Here is a 16348-nt window from a genome sequence, read left to right as displayed (position 1 = left end):
TTTATTTGTTTTTCAAAGTTTCGTTTTTCGGAACAACGAAAAACTCCACAATGTAAAACAGGGCCTTGCCCTAACAACAAAAGGCTTCAAACCATGAACGATTTGAAGCCCTTACGCCAAACTGATTATTCTGCCTCTACCGGAACGATAGAAACCTGTTTCTTATCGCGTCCTTTTCTGGTGAATCTTACAACACCATCTGTCAGTGCAAATAATGTATAGTCTTTACCGCAGCCTACGTTCACGCCTGGGTGAATCTTAGTTCCACGCTGTCTGTAAAGGATGTTGCCAGCTTTTACAAACTGTCCGTCTGCTCTCTTGGCACCAAGTCTTTTGGACTCGGAATCACGGCCGTTCTTTGTAGAACCAACACCTTTTTTATGTGCGAATAACTGAAGGTTCATTTTCATCATGTCGTTACACCTCCCTGACTTTTACTTTTAAATAACGTTTTGAATAGCTATGCTCAATTTCTGTCAGTCCAAGAACAAGGGCATCCATAAGGAGTGTCCCTCCCTCTGATACGGGCTCTGTAAAAATAAAAGAAACATAACCGTCCTTTTCTTTTACGGAAATCTGATCATGAGTCAGAGTTTCAAGGGAATTCACGGTATTGATCACCAAAACGGAAACCGCAGCACAGATTATATCCTGCCCTTCCTCAGCGTAACCGGCATGTCCCTGTGAAGTAAACTCTGTATAAGAATTGTTCTTCTTCGTGACTGTCACTGTAATCATACAAACACCAGATTAAGCGTTGATCTTTTCGATTTTCACTTTAGTGAACTGCTGTCTGTGACCGTTTTTCTTGTGATATCCAGTTTTTCTCTTGTACTTGTAAACGATGACTTTTTTAGCCTTTCCGTTTTCAACTACAGAAGCGGTAACACTGGCATCTTTTACATCTTCTCCAACTTTTAATCCGTCATTGCTGACTGCGATCACGTTGTCGAAAGTTACGGTTTCACCAGCTTCAACACCGAGTTTTTCAACTCTGATTACGTCGCCCTCGGCAACTTTGTACTGTTTACCACCTGTTGCAATAATTGCGTACATCTGTGGCACCTCCTGTAAAATTTACTCGCCAAATATGGTGGGCAGGTATAAAACCTTACCACTTCAACCTCTTTGTGCGGCATCTTTTGTATGATAGCACGATTATTTTCATTCGTCAAGATATGTAATGAAAATTTTTATTTTTTTAAACAATCGACTTATTTTTTACAAAGACGTTTGCGGCGCATGCGCTCGTTTCTGCTTCCACCATTATATAAATCCAGAATAGCATCAAGGATCATAAGCAGGGAAACAGGGATATAGCTAATCAGTCCTATCAGAAATCTTCCTTTATCCGATAATGCTGATCGTATTCCGGAATGTATATATAACTAACATTCTTCTATCATAGATATCCCTTCCGTATCTCAAAGATCTCTTCCCGCACAGGTTTTCTTACTTTTTTTCGGGTCATCTCCAGAATGTGCAGAGGTGTAATATCCACCGCTCTGGCTTTTACAGGATCTTTTCTGAGATATTTCTGAAGCACATGAAACAGCTCGTCCTGATGATCCGGATTCTGCATATTGATAAAATCAATCAGTATAATTCCCGAAAGATTGCGAAGCCGTATCTGACGGGCGATTTCCTCAGAAGCTTCAAGATTGATCTTCCGGTAGGTTTCCTCTGCCTTTTTCTTTCCTGTGTATTTGCCGCTGTTTACATCAATGGAAACAAAAGCCTCTGTCTGCTGGATCACAAGAAAGCCACCACTTTTCAGCCATATTTTTTCCTGCTGCACCTCTTCCAGAGCATGCTCCAGCCGATAGAGCTTATAAACAGGCAGAAGCTTATCTTCATAAAATTTCAGTTTTTCAAGCTCATCCGGAATAAAATCCTTCAGATATTCCTGCAGCTTCTCATAGATTTCCGGAATGTCCGTAATAATTTCCTCCAGATTACGGCTGTATACATCACGGACTGCTGCCACATAAAAAGGCTCTGCTTCATAGAGAAGACTGAAACAGGTACGGTTCTGTCCGCTGACTGCTGCCTTCTCATATGTTTTTTTCAGACAGAAAAGCTCATGAAGAAACTCTTCCTTGGAAGCTTCGGCTGCATTGGTACGGGCAATCAGCCCGTATCCTCTGTTTTTAAGCTCTCTTTCCGGTTCCAGCCACTTATTCAGAAGATTGCTTTCTTCCTTCGTAAGCTTCCCGGAAAATCCAATTTTGCGATTTCCGGTTGTAAGTACCAGATATTTTCCCGGAAAGTTCAGGTTTGTAGTAAGAGCAGGAAGCTTTCCTTTCATAGCGTCTCTGCTTACCTGAACCAGAAGCTCGTCTCCTGCCCTTAATGGAGCATTGCCTTTTCGACCGGCGGTAAAAATCACCTGCTCCGGCGGAACAAGGGGCAAATATCCGGTAAGCCCGTCCCCGAAGCGTACAAAAGCCGCCTGAATATTCTGGGCGATCTTTTCAATCTGCCCCACATAAATATTATTCAGAATACTTCTTTTCCCAGCTGCCTCAAGTCTCAGCTCCATTACTTTCTGATTTTCTGTAATGGCACACACAATGGCCGGACAGCCAAAAAGCTTCAGTTCTGTGATGATCAGCTTACTCAATTTTTTCTCCCAGGGCTTCCAGCGGAAGAAAGCGCGAATTTTTGTCCTCGCCTGCATCCGCATAAACCTCTCTCCGTTCAATCATATAAGAAAACTCCTGCGGTTCTCTGCCCATCCATCGCACAAAAGTATCCATTACCAGTTCCGGTTTTGTGTAATTGGAGCTTGCAGAAGCCAGCTGCATGAACACTCCTCCATCACAAACCTTCATCTGATAAATAAACGGCCGGATATCCACAGTTTTTTCACTTCGCTTTGTTTTTTTGGTTACTGTAATCTCTTTCTGTGCAAGAAAATCTGCCAGTTTATCCTGCCAGTTTCCGCAGGGTTCTTTTCCCGGCCGGAAAGCAACAAAATAATCTGCTGCAGCCACAAGAGCCATGGCAGTGCTTGCCTTTCCATCCTCTACCTGCCTTGCAGAGCAGACCGTAACACCCTCCACCATAACTGCATTGAGCCGTTTCTCTATTTCATCAGTAGGAACCGTTTCCGTAAGTTCCATGTCAAAATATTCTCCCAAACTTGTTGTTCCCACGCCAAGAGGAGCTGCAAAGGACATGATCATATGAGGACTGTAGCCTCCGGAGAATGCCACCGGAAGCTCTGCCCTTCTGATTGCCTTCTGGAAATAACGCATAGTATCCAGATGTCCCACAAATTTCATATATCCGGTTTTTGTAAACTTAATTCTTACCTTCACAGCACACCCCTCCTCCGTATTTTCTGGCTCCGCAGCCTGAGCATTTCTGACGGCAGTTAGGAGTTACTGTCTCCGCCTTTGCCTGTTTCCATTCACGGATCAAAAATTCTTTGCTTACGCCTGCATCAATGAAATCCCAGGGAAGGATCTCATCTGTTTCTCGCTGACGGAGAGTGTAGAACTCCATGTCGATGCCTGTTTCCGCAAAAGCTTCTTTCCAGATATCATATCGGAAACTTTCAGACCAGGCATCATAAAGCGCACCCTTTTCATAGGCTTTCAGGATTACCTGAGAGCTTCTTCTGTCTCCCCTTGCCAGAAAACCTTCCAGAACTGTCACATCCGGTTCATGCCAGCTGTACCGGATACTTCTTTGATTTAACTGAGAACGTATCTCATTTTTTACTATTTTGGCTTTTTCAATAAATTCTTCTTCCCTGAACATAGGCGCCCACTGAAAGGGCGTAAATGGTTTTGGCACAAAGAAAGAAGTGCTGACATTGATCTGTACCTTGCCGTTACGTTTGTCCTTTGGAATCTCATAGTAGCGTTCTGCAATTTTTTCCGCAAGGTGGGCAATACCCTTCATATCCTCTTCGGTTTCTGTTGGAAGCCCCAGCATAAAGTAAAGCTTTACGCGGTTCCATCCGCCTTCAAAGGCCTGTCCTGCTCCATGCAGGATATCTTCCTCTGTAAGCCCCTTGTTGATCACATTACGAAGACGCTGAGATCCTGCTTCCGGAGCAAATGTAAGACTGCTCTTTTTTACATCCTGAACCTTACTCATAACATCCAGAGCAAACGCATCAATACGCAGGGAAGGGAGAGAAATGTTTACTGCCTTTTCACGGAATTCATCAATCAGAAAATTTACAAGTTCCTTCAGTTCACTGTAATCACTGGAGCTTAACGAACTTAAGGAAATTTCTTCATGTCCGGTATTTTTTAACATGATCCGCGCAGCTTCTTTTAATTTTTTAATATCTCTTTCCCGTGTCGGACGATAGATCATTCCGGCCTGACAGAAACGACAGCCTCGGATGCAACCTCTCTGGATTTCCAGAGTTACACGGTCCTGGGTAGCCTTAATAAAAGGAACCACCGGCTTCTCCAGAAAATTGTAGTCCTTTTCCATATCCATAACCAGCTGTTTTTCTACCTTCTCCGGCACCTCCGGCTGATTTGGTCCAAAGGAAGCAATGGTTCCGTCCTCTTTATAAGTTACATCATAAAAGGCAGGTACATAGATTCCCGGAATCTGAGCTGCCTTTAAAAGAAATTCTTTCTTTGTTCCGCCTGCCTTTTTATTGGCAATATATGCGTCAAACAGCGCATTATAGGCAATCTCGCCTTCTCCGATATAAAAAATATCAAAGAACTCTGCCAGCGGCTCCGGATTATAAGCGCAGGCCCCTCCGCCGATCACCAGAGGAAATTCCTCGCCGCGCTCTTTGGCCAGAAGCGGAATCTTTGAAAGATCCAGAAGCTGCAGAACATTGGTATAACACATTTCATAGCCCAGTGTGATACCAAGAAAATCAAAATCTTTTACCGGGTCCTGAGATTCCAGAGCAAAAAGAGGGATTTCCTGTTCCCGCATGATCTTATCCAGATCCATCCATGGGGAAAACAGGCGTTCGCACCATACGTCCTCCCTTTTATTAAACATATCATAGAGAATAGCCATTCCAAGATTGGACATTCCGATCTCATAGACATCCGGAAACGCAAGACAAAATCTGAGTTCTGTTTTGCTCTTATCCTTCATCACTGAGTTGACCTCACCGCCAATATAGCGGGCGGCTTTGTCAATACTCATTAAAATTTCATCATTTAATGCCAGTTTTCTCATAGTTATCCTTTCGAACTCCGCAAAAATAATTATATGCGGAAAGTCATAATTAATCTATTGTATTATATACATTTTGTGCAAGAAGTTCAAGGGCGAGAAAAAAGCATGCACGTTAAACCTCTTCCTCGCCCTTGAAATTATTCGTTTTCGTCGAATTTCGTATATTCCTGTTTTTCAAACCATCTCTGAAATTTCTGTGCCAGGGAATCATCAGAAAATTTTAATGTATGTATTTTTCCGTCGATATCTTCATAAACCACATGATAGACCTCTCCTCTTGCATGTTCTGCGATTTCTGTCTCCACCCGGGAACCGATCACACGCTCAATATAATCCCTGTGGCATAGAATAAACCCCGCCCGGTCACACTCCAGATACCAGTCTCTTTCCCATTCCGGGCGATTGTAATCCGTTCGGTCCTTCCAGTAAATGCCAAGTCGATGTTCCTGCTTCCAGACCTTGATCAGACTGATAAATGGCAAACCATAGGAGAATGGCAGAGTAAGTGCCAGCCAAAATAGTATGATCTTTATATCATCGGAATCAGAATGTCTGTAAAAGAATGCAAAACCTCCTATAAATATACCGGCGATCAGCATGATAACAAACACTGTGATTCCGGACCAGAAGAATATCCCGAACAGGGAATAGTCATAAATTGTTTTTTCTTTATTGTTATTACTTTTCATTATTTTTCTCCAATATGCTGCTCAGAGCTTTTTTCGTAAGTCTGTTTTTCCCCATGGTGTTTTTAGCACCGTATTACTCTCTCTTACTTTTCCTGTTATAGATCTACACGCATAATGTATTCCTCTGGACTTTCATCAACAACAGTAAAGCCAGCTTTTTGATACATTCTCACTGCATAATTATTTTTTTGTACCGATAAGGAAATTCTGGAATAACCAGCAGCTTTTTCTTCTGCTAACAGTTGGTTTAACAATGACGTTCCAATCCCCTGTCCTCTGTACTCTCTGTAAACAGAAACAGCAAGAGACGGCGTATCTGTATCAATATGTCCATAATCATTCATAACCCTTACCCAGACAGCGCCCACAACATTTCTCTGAACTTCAGCAACCAAAGCTTTATCATGTTGTCTTTTTCCAAATTCCGCAATATATTCCTGAAGCTCAGGACAGTTTATTACAGATCTGTCTGGCGGCTCCATGCCCTCTGGGATATAAATTGCCTCGTATAAAAAATCATCAAGCAGACAATATTCTTCTTTTTTCATCTCTCGTATCAGATAATCCACTGCTTCGCCTCCGATTTCATGCTATACTCCCGTCAGGAATTTTTCCGTCCACGGGCACTCTGCTTTTTCCTCCTGTTATCCGGCAGGGAAAAAGTCCTGATATAATCCTGTCGGATCTCCGTTACATCCCGGGAAAGAAAAGCTGTGATCCGCTCCTGATCAGAATTCTGTTCCGGGAAAAAGGAAACAAATTTCTGTGCCAGTTCTTTCTCTTTTCCATGTAGTTTCAATGGTTCCTCATATCCTATCAGCTCCTTCAGAACAGAAGTAAGATCCCGGTATCTGGAATCGTCGATATACAAACCGACTTTCACTTTGGCAGTTGTTCCATCAAGGTAAAGTACCTTCAGTAAAGTATCGTGTTGTCCACGATCCATTGTAACTCCAAACGCCAATTTTTTGGAAAACAGCTTTCCACCTATCAGCATCCAGTTCTCACTTCGATAAACGTCAAGATTCTGTTTCATAAAAGTATCTTCAAACCCTATTTGTTCAAAGCATTCTCCATCCATAAGCATCTGCAACTGATTTTTTTCAAGAATCTGTCCCAGCACCGGTATGCTGTGATACGGTGTACAGATATATCGTTTCACTTTTTTAAAAAATACAGCAACCAGAACACCTGTAACAAAGAAAAATAGTAAATATTCCCCGTCCAATTCTATTTTTCCGGTTATCGTCACCCAAATACCCCTCAGAATTATCACGATACCAAAACTCCACAGTCCAAAAACCAGCAGTTTTTTCAACGGATAAAAATGAATCCACTCAATGACGCTCAACTTTTGTTTACCACTCATTGGTTTATCACTTAAAAGCTGACGGGAAACCCATTGATTGAGCATCACCGGAATATTTGCGATTCCAAACAAAAAAGCAGCAATACCGGCATAAAGGGCAATGCCGATCAATCCAATATCAAGGTAAGACTCCAGAAGTAGAAGAAAAATAATCACCAGAATCGGTATGATAAAAAATAGTAAATCTGATTTCTTTTTTCCCTTTCGGATGTTTAAGTCATTTAACGCTGAGGCGATGCACAGGGCAGCGATCATTGTTGCTGACATACCGCCGCTCACCCAGTTTTTAAGACCTGAGAACCGCATTATATGCTCAACTTTGTGCATAGCGGGAAATTTCCCGGTAATACCTGCATAAAGACAAAACCCCAAATAGCTTAGCGCAATCAGTGCCACTGTCAACTTCAGAATTGTTTTTCCTGAAAGCTTTCGTTTCTCCATGTTTTCAACTCCTCCTGCGGAATTAATATTGTATGTAAATAATCAAACAGCTTATTCCCCACGGCGCTGCCGGATGATAAAGTAAAGCAGAAAACAAAATGCAATAAAGGAAATTCCCATGCAGGGGAAATAAGCGGTATCGGATATTCCGGCAACAGCCGGATGACTCAGGATACACAGAATAACACCTGCTGCAAAGGCCAGTCCGCTCAGAAGGATATACAGAGGATTTCGATTTTCTGACGGCTCCAAAGTGTTTTCCCAGGTTTTTCTCCTTTCCAGTTCCTGAAGCAGCATTTTTTCATCTGGGATTCCCTTAACCAGAAAGTAGGTATGACGTCCTATATGCTTACCGAAATAGCGCGACTGACAGCGGACTGCATAATGACTGCTGTTTTCTTTGATACTCAACACCTTCAGGATTTCCTCTGCTCCTTTTGGAAGAAATGGCTGTTTACTCTCCTTGCGTAAAAATGCCTGGGTTTTCATAGAGCTGATGGCAAACGCCAAAAATCCGTCCCCATGGCTGGGAATACCGCGGGCATCCATAACCCATAAGCGGTCTTCTTCTGTAAGGAAAAAAATTACAGCATCCTGCAGCCCGCGCCGCCCCATGCGTACAGTCAGTGCAATTCCCAGTATACCGGCAAAAAGCACCAAAATCATAGAAAAGCTTTGCTGAGGCAATCCAAAAGAAATAGACAAAAAGCTCCCCAGAAAGAGTAACACTGTCATTAGCAGAACGATTCCAAGAATACCTCCAACCGTCCGATACCCATATCGACTTTTCTTCCCTGTTTCCGAGGACATCCATACTTTTTTCAGCTCCATAAACACCTCTCCTTTTCACCCGCCATATATTTTCTGATTTTGTTTTTTCTACTTTTCATAATTTTTATCATAATATCAGAGATTCTTATTACAGCCCAAAATCTGTTTCTCCTTTTACGATATTTTTCTTTGTAAGTATTTTATAACAGCATTATATATTATCAGATGTTTTTTGTATATATTTTTTTGATACAGGAAACATGTAAAATTCAGATAACCGGTTCTGCGTATGCTGATATACAGTCCATACCGAGAAAAAGGGGAGCAAAATCTTTGCCGATTCTGTTCCCCTTTTTGTTCTGCTAAACAATCTGAGCCTATTTTTTATAAAACTCTTCCAGCTCTCCCAAAAACACCTGAAGGATTTCCTCCCAGTTCACTCCTTTTTCTGCCATCAGTACCATAATATAATAAAGGAAATCTGAAATTTCATATTTCAGTTCATCCTTATCCGGATTCTTGGCAGCGATTATGATCTCCGCACATTTCTCACCTGTTTTTTTCAGAATTTCGTCAAGTCCTTCATCAAAAAGACAGCCTGTGTAAGACCCCTCTTCCAGGTGTTCTTTTTTGTAAAGGATCATGTCATAAACCTGCTGAAAAACTCTGAGAGGATTGACGTCATCATATTCCTTTTTTATAGGAGGCTTAAACCAGGAAATTGCACTTTCACAGATATTCATCGGAATTTTTTCTTTTTTGCACAGCTCTTTAAACACTGTAAGATCTGTATCAACTGCACTGACAAAGGCTCCGCTTAAACCGCCCACAGCCTTTTGTTTCATAAGATCCACCAGAGCCTTTTCATGATTTTCCTCTGTATGGAGGATCACCTGCATAGAAGAAACCTTTTCCACCTCATTCTGTACCATGTCCAGAGCCAGAATGCCTCCTGCGTAATTTTCGATCAGATTTTTATTCTCTGTAAATTCCTCAGGAGAGGAAATGCATACATACATTCTTTCCTGACCGAAGCGTTTGGACATTCCTTCCAGAAGCTCTATATTGCTCTGCTTGGAAAAATTCAGAGCAACTCTGGCACAGCCTGCATAAATCAATTTTTTTACATCTTCCGTCCGGTTGATATTGCCTGCTGCCATAACCGGTATTTCTGAGGCCGCACAGATCTCGCGGATTCTGGAAATGGCTTTTTCATGTTCCTCGTCCCCTGATGAAAAGTCAAAAACAAGAAGTTCATCTGCGCCATTACCACTGTAAAAGCCTGCCAGCGCTTCTACATCTCCGTTTCCAAAAAGATTTCTCTGACCGAATCCTGTTACCGCCCTGCCGGATTCCAGATAAAGGCAGGGGATCAATCGCTTATTTATCATAGGTTTTCTCCTTTTATCAGGTATTTGCAATAGGGACTGTCAATCCCGTAAATTCAGATCTGTTTTCAGTCCCTCCAGATAGGGAACAAAAAATCCGCTCTGTTTTGGAAGGTAAAACTGCTGTTCCAGTTCCTCTCTTCGGAAGCTTTTTCTGCCGCCCTGTTCCATTCTCTCCCAGAATATGAGAAGCTGACGTAAAGGAAGGTAATAAAAAGCATCCTCTCTGCTGAAAAAGAGCAAAAAGAATGCCACTCCTCCCTGCTCTTCAAACGATTTCATAAAGGCTACCTGATGTGAATGAATGTTGCTTAAAGGAAACGTATCTGTACTGCATTCCTTTGCGTCAAAGCATACAGGGATCCCCTGCACAGCGCCAATATAATCTACGGTACTGCGCTGTTCAAAATACGCCAGAGTAATCTGATGATGATCTTTATCCATGCGGACAGGTGTAATAGGAGTGGGGATCTTCTGTATCAGTGCCAGTTTTTTTTCTGCATATTGTTCATTTGTACGATTGACAAGTTCCTCCAGGGTAGAGCCCCGGAGGCCTCTGCTGACCCATGCCATAGACTGCTCCTTATTTCAGGATTTTAATGGATGGGAAATAACGGATCATTGCTTTTCCCACAATCTGGTCAAAGGTAACAAAAGTATTATCCCAGAATCTGGAATCTCTTGAATTTTCCCGGTTGTCTCCAAGCATAAAGTAAGAGTTCTCAGGAACTTTATATGGTCCGTAATCTCCGGTAGGCACTTCAGGGACAAAACTGTCATCCAGAGGCTCCTGTGATCCGTCAATATAAACTTTTCCGTCCCGGATCTCCACTGTTTCTCCCGGAAGCCCGATCAGACGCTTGATAAACAGCTGACTTTCATCATCCGGATATTTAAAAATAACAATATCAAAACGCTCCGGATCTTTTACTTTTTTGGAAATATGGTTTCCGAAAAGATCCACGTTCAGTCCATACGCAAGACGGAATCCAAATACGCGGTCTCCGGTCATAATGGTATTTTCCATGGACTCAGAAGGAATTTTTGCATTAATAAGAATAAAATTGTTGACAAAAAGTACCACAACCACTACGATTATGATCATTTTTACATAATCCCAGATTTCATTCCAGATTTTCATGATAACTCTCCTCTAAATGTTCTTCTTTTATAATGTGATCAAAAAGTTCCGGCAGCTCCGCATGAAAGGTTCTTTCTGAAACCTCGCAAAGACATCCCTCCAGCTGTGGGAAAGTAAGGCTGAATGCATGAAGAAGCTGATGATTCAGACCATAGCGCTCCCGACATTTTTTATTAAACACTCTGTCTCCGTACTTGGCATCTCCCATAAGCGGATATCCCTCAGAGGCAAGATGCGCTCGGATCTGATGAGTTCTTCCTGTCACCAGCCGCACCTTCAGAAGCGTTGCTTTTCCATTGTTTCCTAAAGGTGTGTACACGGTTTCTACAGGCTGGGCGTCCTGAACTTTATTTTTATATACAGTGACTTTATTATATCGGGAGTCCTTTTTTAAATATCCCCGGATATGCGTCTGTTCTTTTAATACCCCTTTTACAACACAAAGATAATCCTTATGGATCGTTCTGTCATGAAACAGCTCTGAAAGAGCCTGCAGTCCTGCCAGACTTTTTCCTGCTGCCACAAGTCCGCTGGTATTTTTGTCCAGGCGGTTGCACACAGAAGGCCTGAAAGTAACCAGCTCTTCTTCTGTCACAGCGCCGGTATCTAAAAGATAGCCTGTCACATACTCCACAAGAGAAGGTTCCTTTGTTTCATCCGGCTGAGAAAGCATTCCTGACGGCTTATTGATAAGAAGGATATCACTGTTTTCATAAACAACAGACAGTTCTGTATTTGCCCTGGGCGCGGATTCCTTTCCACTGAACTTCAGATAGGTTTCGTCACTTAAAAAAAGTCTGATCTTATCTCCCTGGTTCAGCTTCTCATTTCCTGTTGCCTTTTTTCCGTTCAGGGTAATATTTTTTTTTCGGAGCATTTTGTATACAAAGCTTTTGGGTGCCTCTCTTAAAAGCTTTGCAAGATATTTGTCAAAACGCTGCCCCGCTTCGTTTCCGTTGATCATAAACTGCTTCATAGGCCACCTACAGACAAATTGCCAGAATGGTATGACGGATCAGTTCATTTCTGGAAAGCTCCGGATAGCGCTCGTCCGGTCGGAATTTGATTCCCTCCTCCAGAGAGTCTTTATGCTCATTCATGGAATCCAGACGCTCCAAAAATGGTTTGAGATCTTTGAATATTTTTACATTTGCCCGGTATCCGTTGCCTTTCAGGATTTTCTGGGCTTCTGTTTCCATAAAGGCTGTGTCGATTTTGGGATCGCTACTGTATCCGACTACCAGATTACCGCAAATGGCAAAGGCATCAATAAACGCGCTTTTTTCATAAAAAGTCATATACATTTCGTAGGACATGACCAGGCTTCCACAATGCTTCTGAATCTGGCTGTAGATTTCCGGATCCATGGACGGGCAACGGAACAGCATAATAAGATTTACCAGCATTTTGCAGGCAGGAAGGCAGCCTACAACAGCAACCACTGTCCAGATAGTCAGTCTTGTTTTAAAATAAATCATTGCCGTAAAAAAGATCAGAAGCGGCACTGCAAACAGAATCGCCGTGATCAGGAATTTTCGTTTCTTCTCTGCTGCAATGTAACCGAATTCGCCCTTTTTGGCATGTTTCCCGGCATTTTTTTTGCTCATGAGATCCTCCTTTTTTCTATCTGTTTTTTTTCTTATGAGTATTACGAATTGTTTTTTTTACAGATTTTTTTGCAGGATTTTTTCCTGTTGTTCCCTGTGTTTTTCCTTTTTTATTGCTGCTGAAGCCCTTTTCTTTGAAGCCTTCTTTTCTGCTGCTGACAAAATTTTTCTCTCCCAGGCTTCCTTTTCTGCCTGTCCTTACCCCGTCGCTGTTTTTCCGTTCCGGACGGATCAGGCATTTCGGTCCGAATCCTACAAGATCCATTCGGTCTGCCATTTTCAGGCCTTCCAGCACCAATGAACGGTTGACCGGATTTTTATACTGCATCAGAGCTCTCTGAATGGCTTTTTCATGAGGATTTTTCGGAACATAGACCTTTTCCTTTGTAAGAGGATGGATTCCCGTATAATACATACAGGTGGAAAGAGTGGACGGCGTAGGATAAAAATCCTGCACCTGCTCCGGTGTAAATCCCAGATCTCTTACATATTCCGCAAGCTTCACAGCTTCTTTCATGGTACATCCCGGATGAGAGGACATAAAATACGGTACTGCATACTGCTTCTGTCCTGTTTTTCTGTTTTCATTTTCATATGCTTTCAGAAAATCCTGATAAACCTTATGGGAAGGCTTTCCCATATAATGAAGCACCTGGTCAGACACATGCTCCGGTGCTACCCGAAGCTGCCCGCTGATGTGATGACGGACCAGTTCCTGAAGAAATGCAGGATTTTTGTCTGCCATTACATAGTCAAACCGTACTCCGGAACGGATAAATACTTTTTTAACCCTTGGAATCTTCCGAAGCTTTCTAAGAAGCGCAACATAATCGCTGTGATCTGCAGTAAGATTTTTGCAGGGTGTGGGGAAAAGGCACTGTCGGTTCTGGCATACGCCTTTTGTCAGCTGCTTCTGACAGGAAGGCTGTCGAAAATCTGCAGTAGGACCTCCTACATCATGGATGTACCCCTTAAAAGCAGGATCCTCTGTCATTTTTTCTGCTTCTTTCAAAATAGACTCATGGCTTCTAGTCTGAAGAATCCTCCCCTGGTGAAAGGTAAGAGCACAGAAGCTACAGCCGCCAAAGCACCCACGGTTACTGGTAAGACTGAACCGGATCTCATCCAGAGCCGGAATCCCGCCCTGACTGTCGTACATGGGATGCCAGGTTCCCGCATAGGGAAGAGCATACACGTCATCCATTTCCTGCGTACTGAGAGGAAGAGCAGGCGGATTCTGGATTACATATCCCCGTGTACCGTAATCCTCGATCAAAGGTTTTGCTGTAAAGGGATCTGTATTTCTGTACTGAACGGCAAAACTGTCCGCATAGGCTGCTTTACTGTCCCTGACCTGCTCAAAAGACGGAAGAACTATGGGATTATAAGCAGTGTCACAGGTTTTGCTTTTGTAAACAGTTCCTGGTATGTAGGTGATCTCTTCCACCGGGATGCCACTGTTCAGCGCATCTGCAATTTCAATAATAGAATGTTCTCCCATTCCGTAAGAGATCAGATCTGCGCCGGAATCAAGAAGCACACTTCTTCTTACCCGATCCTCCCAGTAATCATAATGGGCCAGACGCCTTAAACTTGCCTCGATCCCACCCAGAATGATCGGCGTATGCTTATAAGTCTGACGGATCAGGTTACTGTAAACCACTGTAGGCATATCCGGTCTTAAACCCATTGTGCCTCCGGGAGAATATGAATCTTTCTGACGATGTTTTTTTGACACTGTGTAATGATTCACCATGGAATCCATATTTCCGGCGGTCACAAGAAAACCCAGGCGAGGTTCCCCGAACACCTGGATACTTTCTTTTTTCCGCCAGTCAGGCTGAGGAATGATTCCAACCCGGTATCCATGGCTTTCCAGAAGCCTGCTGATAATGGCGCTGCCAAAAGAAGAATGGTCTACATAGGCATCGCCTGTCAGATAGACAAAATCCACCTGTTCCCATCCCCGGTCTTTCATTTCCTGTGCTGTTACTGGTAAAAATTCATGCATGTATCTTGCTCCTAATTTGCTACTGACTGGGCACGATAGCCCTCTGCGATAATATCAAGCTGTCTGTGGAACCGTTCAAGCTGCTGAAGATCCTTGGTCTTAAATACTCTCAGGAATTCATCCTGGATCTTTTCCACCTCACGTTTGTTGGAAATCTTATAAAGATTCTCAATACTTAAAAGAATATCCTTTACAAGATTGGACTGCATCCTGGAAGAGTTCTGAGCATCCATGATCTCATTTCGCACAGAAGACATTTCCTGATCCAGCGCGATAATAGCGTCTGCCGCCTTGCTGAGGCGCTCTGCAACATGCATAGGCATTTCTCCTTTATATTTATACTGAAGAGAATGCTCGATGGTTGCCCAGAAATTCATTGCCATGGTACGGATCTGAATTTCTGCCTGGATAGTTTTTGGTCCTTCAATGGTTTCCACCGTATAATAAATAATCAGATGATAGCTGCGGTAACCGCTCTGCTTAATATGTTTCAGATAGTTTTTTTCACTTTTTATCCGCATGTCACTGCGCTTCTGGATCAGGGCCGCCACTGTATCAATGTCCTCTTCAAACTGACAGATGATACGGATCCCCGCGATGTCCTCCACTTCCTCTTCCATCCGTTCCATGGGGATATGCTTGCGCTGCATTTTTTCCAGAATGCTGGTAACACTTTTTACACGCCCTCTGACCTGCTCAATAGGCGAGTAAAGATCATTTTTTTTATGCTCCTCTATCATATGCTCAAACTTCACAGTCAGCTCTCTGACAGCAAGCTGATAAGGGCATAAAATACTTCTCCATAACTGTATTTCCATATAAATCACTCCTTGCAGGAAAATACCGGAGTATCCTTTGATACTCCTGCCTATTATAGCATACTTTTAAAAGATTATGTAATTTAATATGTATAGTTTCTGATTTTTTTCTCAAAAATTTTCAGAAGCCAGTAGGGATTTACACTCATCTCTTTCTGAAATGGAACTTCGATATAAATCCCCAGATGAAGATGTACAGGAAACCTGCCTCTGGTACCCTCCGGTCCATATCCGGTATTTCCCATGTACCCCAGAACATCTCCGGCTGCAACCATCTGGCCTTTCTCGATACCGCTTTCATATCCGGAAAGATGTGCATAATAAAAATATCCGCCATGAGGAGAACGGATACCGATCCGATAGCCTCCCAGAGGAAGCCAGCCTTTTTGTTCCACAATACCACTGGTCATACTGACAACAGGATAATAGCCGGACTTTGTGACTTTTCCAAACAGGTCTGTTCCTTCGTGGGTTCGCTGTCCTCCATATTCCCTTTTTGCCAGCCAGGTATTTTCAAAAGCAATTTCCGAAGAAGCAACCGGAAAATATCGCACATCCTCCCACACTGCCCGGTAAGCGTTCACAAGAAGCTGAAATTTCTCAGGTTTATATTTTCTGTAAAGCTCCCGATTCCCGGAAATTTCCTCAGGGTAAAATCCTCCCTCCGCCATAGAAGCAGCCAGTAACGGAATCCAGTCCCCAGTGTTATCGGAAATCTTATGAAGCTGTTTATAAAGGTTACCAGACAGTTTTTGCTCTCGAAATTCTTCGCTTTTCAGTACATCTCCGGATAAAACCGACACTCGGCTTCGATCCCGTATCACACCTTCCAGATCTGTAAGAAACAGGAGATAAAAAAATGCGATCATTATCAGAAATAGCTTTTTTCTTTTCATAAAGCCTCCACTTTAAATTCACAGTTTAAGGTATGCAGAGGA

18 protein-coding genes are annotated in these 16348 nt (G+C 42.7%); all 18 read right to left on the bottom strand.

Annotation, left to right across the window (positions count from 1 at the left end; genetic code table 11):
* Window positions 1-125 precede the first annotated feature (125 nt).
* A complete protein-coding gene (gene rpmA / locus LU279_RS06735; RefSeq protein ID WP_022067452.1) occupies window positions 126-413 on the bottom strand; it encodes a 50S ribosomal protein L27 in 288 nt (95 codons plus the stop codon).
* A 4-nt stretch (window positions 414-417) separates the two neighbouring features.
* Window positions 418-738 carry a ribosomal-processing cysteine protease Prp gene (locus tag LU279_RS06730; protein WP_274421768.1) on the bottom strand — a complete coding sequence of 107 codons (321 nt, stop codon included), beginning with the start codon at window positions 736-738 and terminating at the stop codon, window positions 418-420.
* Between the two features lie 12 nt (window positions 739-750).
* Entirely contained in the window at window positions 751-1056 is a 306-nt protein-coding gene (gene rplU, locus LU279_RS06725) for a 50S ribosomal protein L21 (protein ID WP_022067450.1), read from the bottom strand.
* A 346-nt stretch (window positions 1057-1402) separates the two neighbouring features.
* A complete protein-coding gene (locus LU279_RS06720; protein WP_274421766.1) occupies window positions 1403-2623 on the bottom strand; it encodes a ribonuclease E/G in 1221 nt (406 codons plus the stop codon).
* Complete coding sequence (locus LU279_RS06715; RefSeq protein WP_274421765.1) at window positions 2616-3323, bottom strand: TIGR03936 family radical SAM-associated protein; 708 nt, start codon at window positions 3321-3323, stop codon at window positions 2616-2618. Before LU279_RS06715 ends, LU279_RS06720 begins: the two co-directional genes overlap by 8 nt.
* Window positions 3307-5175, bottom strand: a complete 1869-nt coding sequence (locus tag LU279_RS06710; protein ID WP_274421764.1) for a TIGR03960 family B12-binding radical SAM protein — start codon at window positions 5173-5175, stop codon at window positions 3307-3309. Before LU279_RS06710 ends, LU279_RS06715 begins: the two co-directional genes overlap by 17 nt.
* Window positions 5176-5312: 137 nt before the next feature.
* Window positions 5313-5864, bottom strand: a complete 552-nt coding sequence (locus tag LU279_RS06705) for a hypothetical protein (protein WP_274421763.1) — start codon at window positions 5862-5864, stop codon at window positions 5313-5315.
* A gap of 95 nt (window positions 5865-5959) precedes the next feature.
* Window positions 5960-6433, bottom strand: a complete 474-nt coding sequence (locus LU279_RS06700; protein WP_274421761.1) for a GNAT family N-acetyltransferase — start codon at window positions 6431-6433, stop codon at window positions 5960-5962.
* A gap of 32 nt (window positions 6434-6465) precedes the next feature.
* The gene (locus LU279_RS06695) at window positions 6466-7674 is read right to left on the bottom strand and encodes a hypothetical protein (protein ID WP_274421760.1); all 1209 of its coding nucleotides are present in this window, start codon (window positions 7672-7674) and stop codon (window positions 6466-6468) included.
* A gap of 51 nt (window positions 7675-7725) precedes the next feature.
* The gene (locus LU279_RS06690) at window positions 7726-8505 is read right to left on the bottom strand and encodes a hypothetical protein (RefSeq protein WP_274421758.1); all 780 of its coding nucleotides are present in this window, start codon (window positions 8503-8505) and stop codon (window positions 7726-7728) included.
* Between the two features lie 317 nt (window positions 8506-8822).
* A complete protein-coding gene (gene hisE / locus LU279_RS06685) occupies window positions 8823-9836 on the bottom strand; it encodes a phosphoribosyl-ATP diphosphatase (RefSeq protein WP_274421757.1) in 1014 nt (337 codons plus the stop codon).
* Between the two features lie 39 nt (window positions 9837-9875).
* Window positions 9876-10406 (bottom strand): Holliday junction resolvase RecU, encoded by a 531-nt coding sequence (locus tag LU279_RS06680; protein ID WP_274421756.1) that lies wholly within the window; start codon window positions 10404-10406, stop codon window positions 9876-9878.
* Between the two features lie 10 nt (window positions 10407-10416).
* Window positions 10417-10974, bottom strand: a complete 558-nt coding sequence (lepB, locus tag LU279_RS06675) for a signal peptidase I (RefSeq protein WP_274421755.1) — start codon at window positions 10972-10974, stop codon at window positions 10417-10419.
* Entirely contained in the window at window positions 10958-11950 is a 993-nt protein-coding gene (locus LU279_RS06670; protein ID WP_274421754.1) for an RluA family pseudouridine synthase, read from the bottom strand. Before LU279_RS06670 ends, lepB begins: the two co-directional genes overlap by 17 nt.
* 7 nt (window positions 11951-11957) lie before the next feature.
* Window positions 11958-12581: a hypothetical protein gene (locus tag LU279_RS06665; protein WP_274421753.1), complete on the bottom strand. Its 624-nt coding sequence runs from the start codon at window positions 12579-12581 to the stop codon at window positions 11958-11960.
* Window positions 12582-12597: 16 nt separating this feature from the next.
* Window positions 12598-14592: a YgiQ family radical SAM protein gene (locus tag LU279_RS06660; RefSeq protein WP_274421752.1), complete on the bottom strand. Its 1995-nt coding sequence runs from the start codon at window positions 14590-14592 to the stop codon at window positions 12598-12600.
* Window positions 14593-14603: 11 nt separating this feature from the next.
* Window positions 14604-15410, bottom strand: coding sequence for a GTP pyrophosphokinase (locus LU279_RS06655; protein WP_274421751.1), 807 nt, complete (start codon window positions 15408-15410; stop codon window positions 14604-14606).
* Between the two features lie 83 nt (window positions 15411-15493).
* Complete coding sequence (locus LU279_RS06650) at window positions 15494-16306, bottom strand: M23 family metallopeptidase (RefSeq protein WP_274421749.1); 813 nt, start codon at window positions 16304-16306, stop codon at window positions 15494-15496.
* Between the last annotated feature and the right edge of the window lie 42 nt (window positions 16307-16348).

Source organism: Blautia sp. XA-2221 (assembly GCF_028767025.1).
Lineage (GTDB): Bacteria > Bacillota > Clostridia > Lachnospirales > Lachnospiraceae > Blautia_A.
Note: the sequence above shows the minus strand (reverse complement) of the source record. Positions and strands in the feature narration are given on the sequence as shown.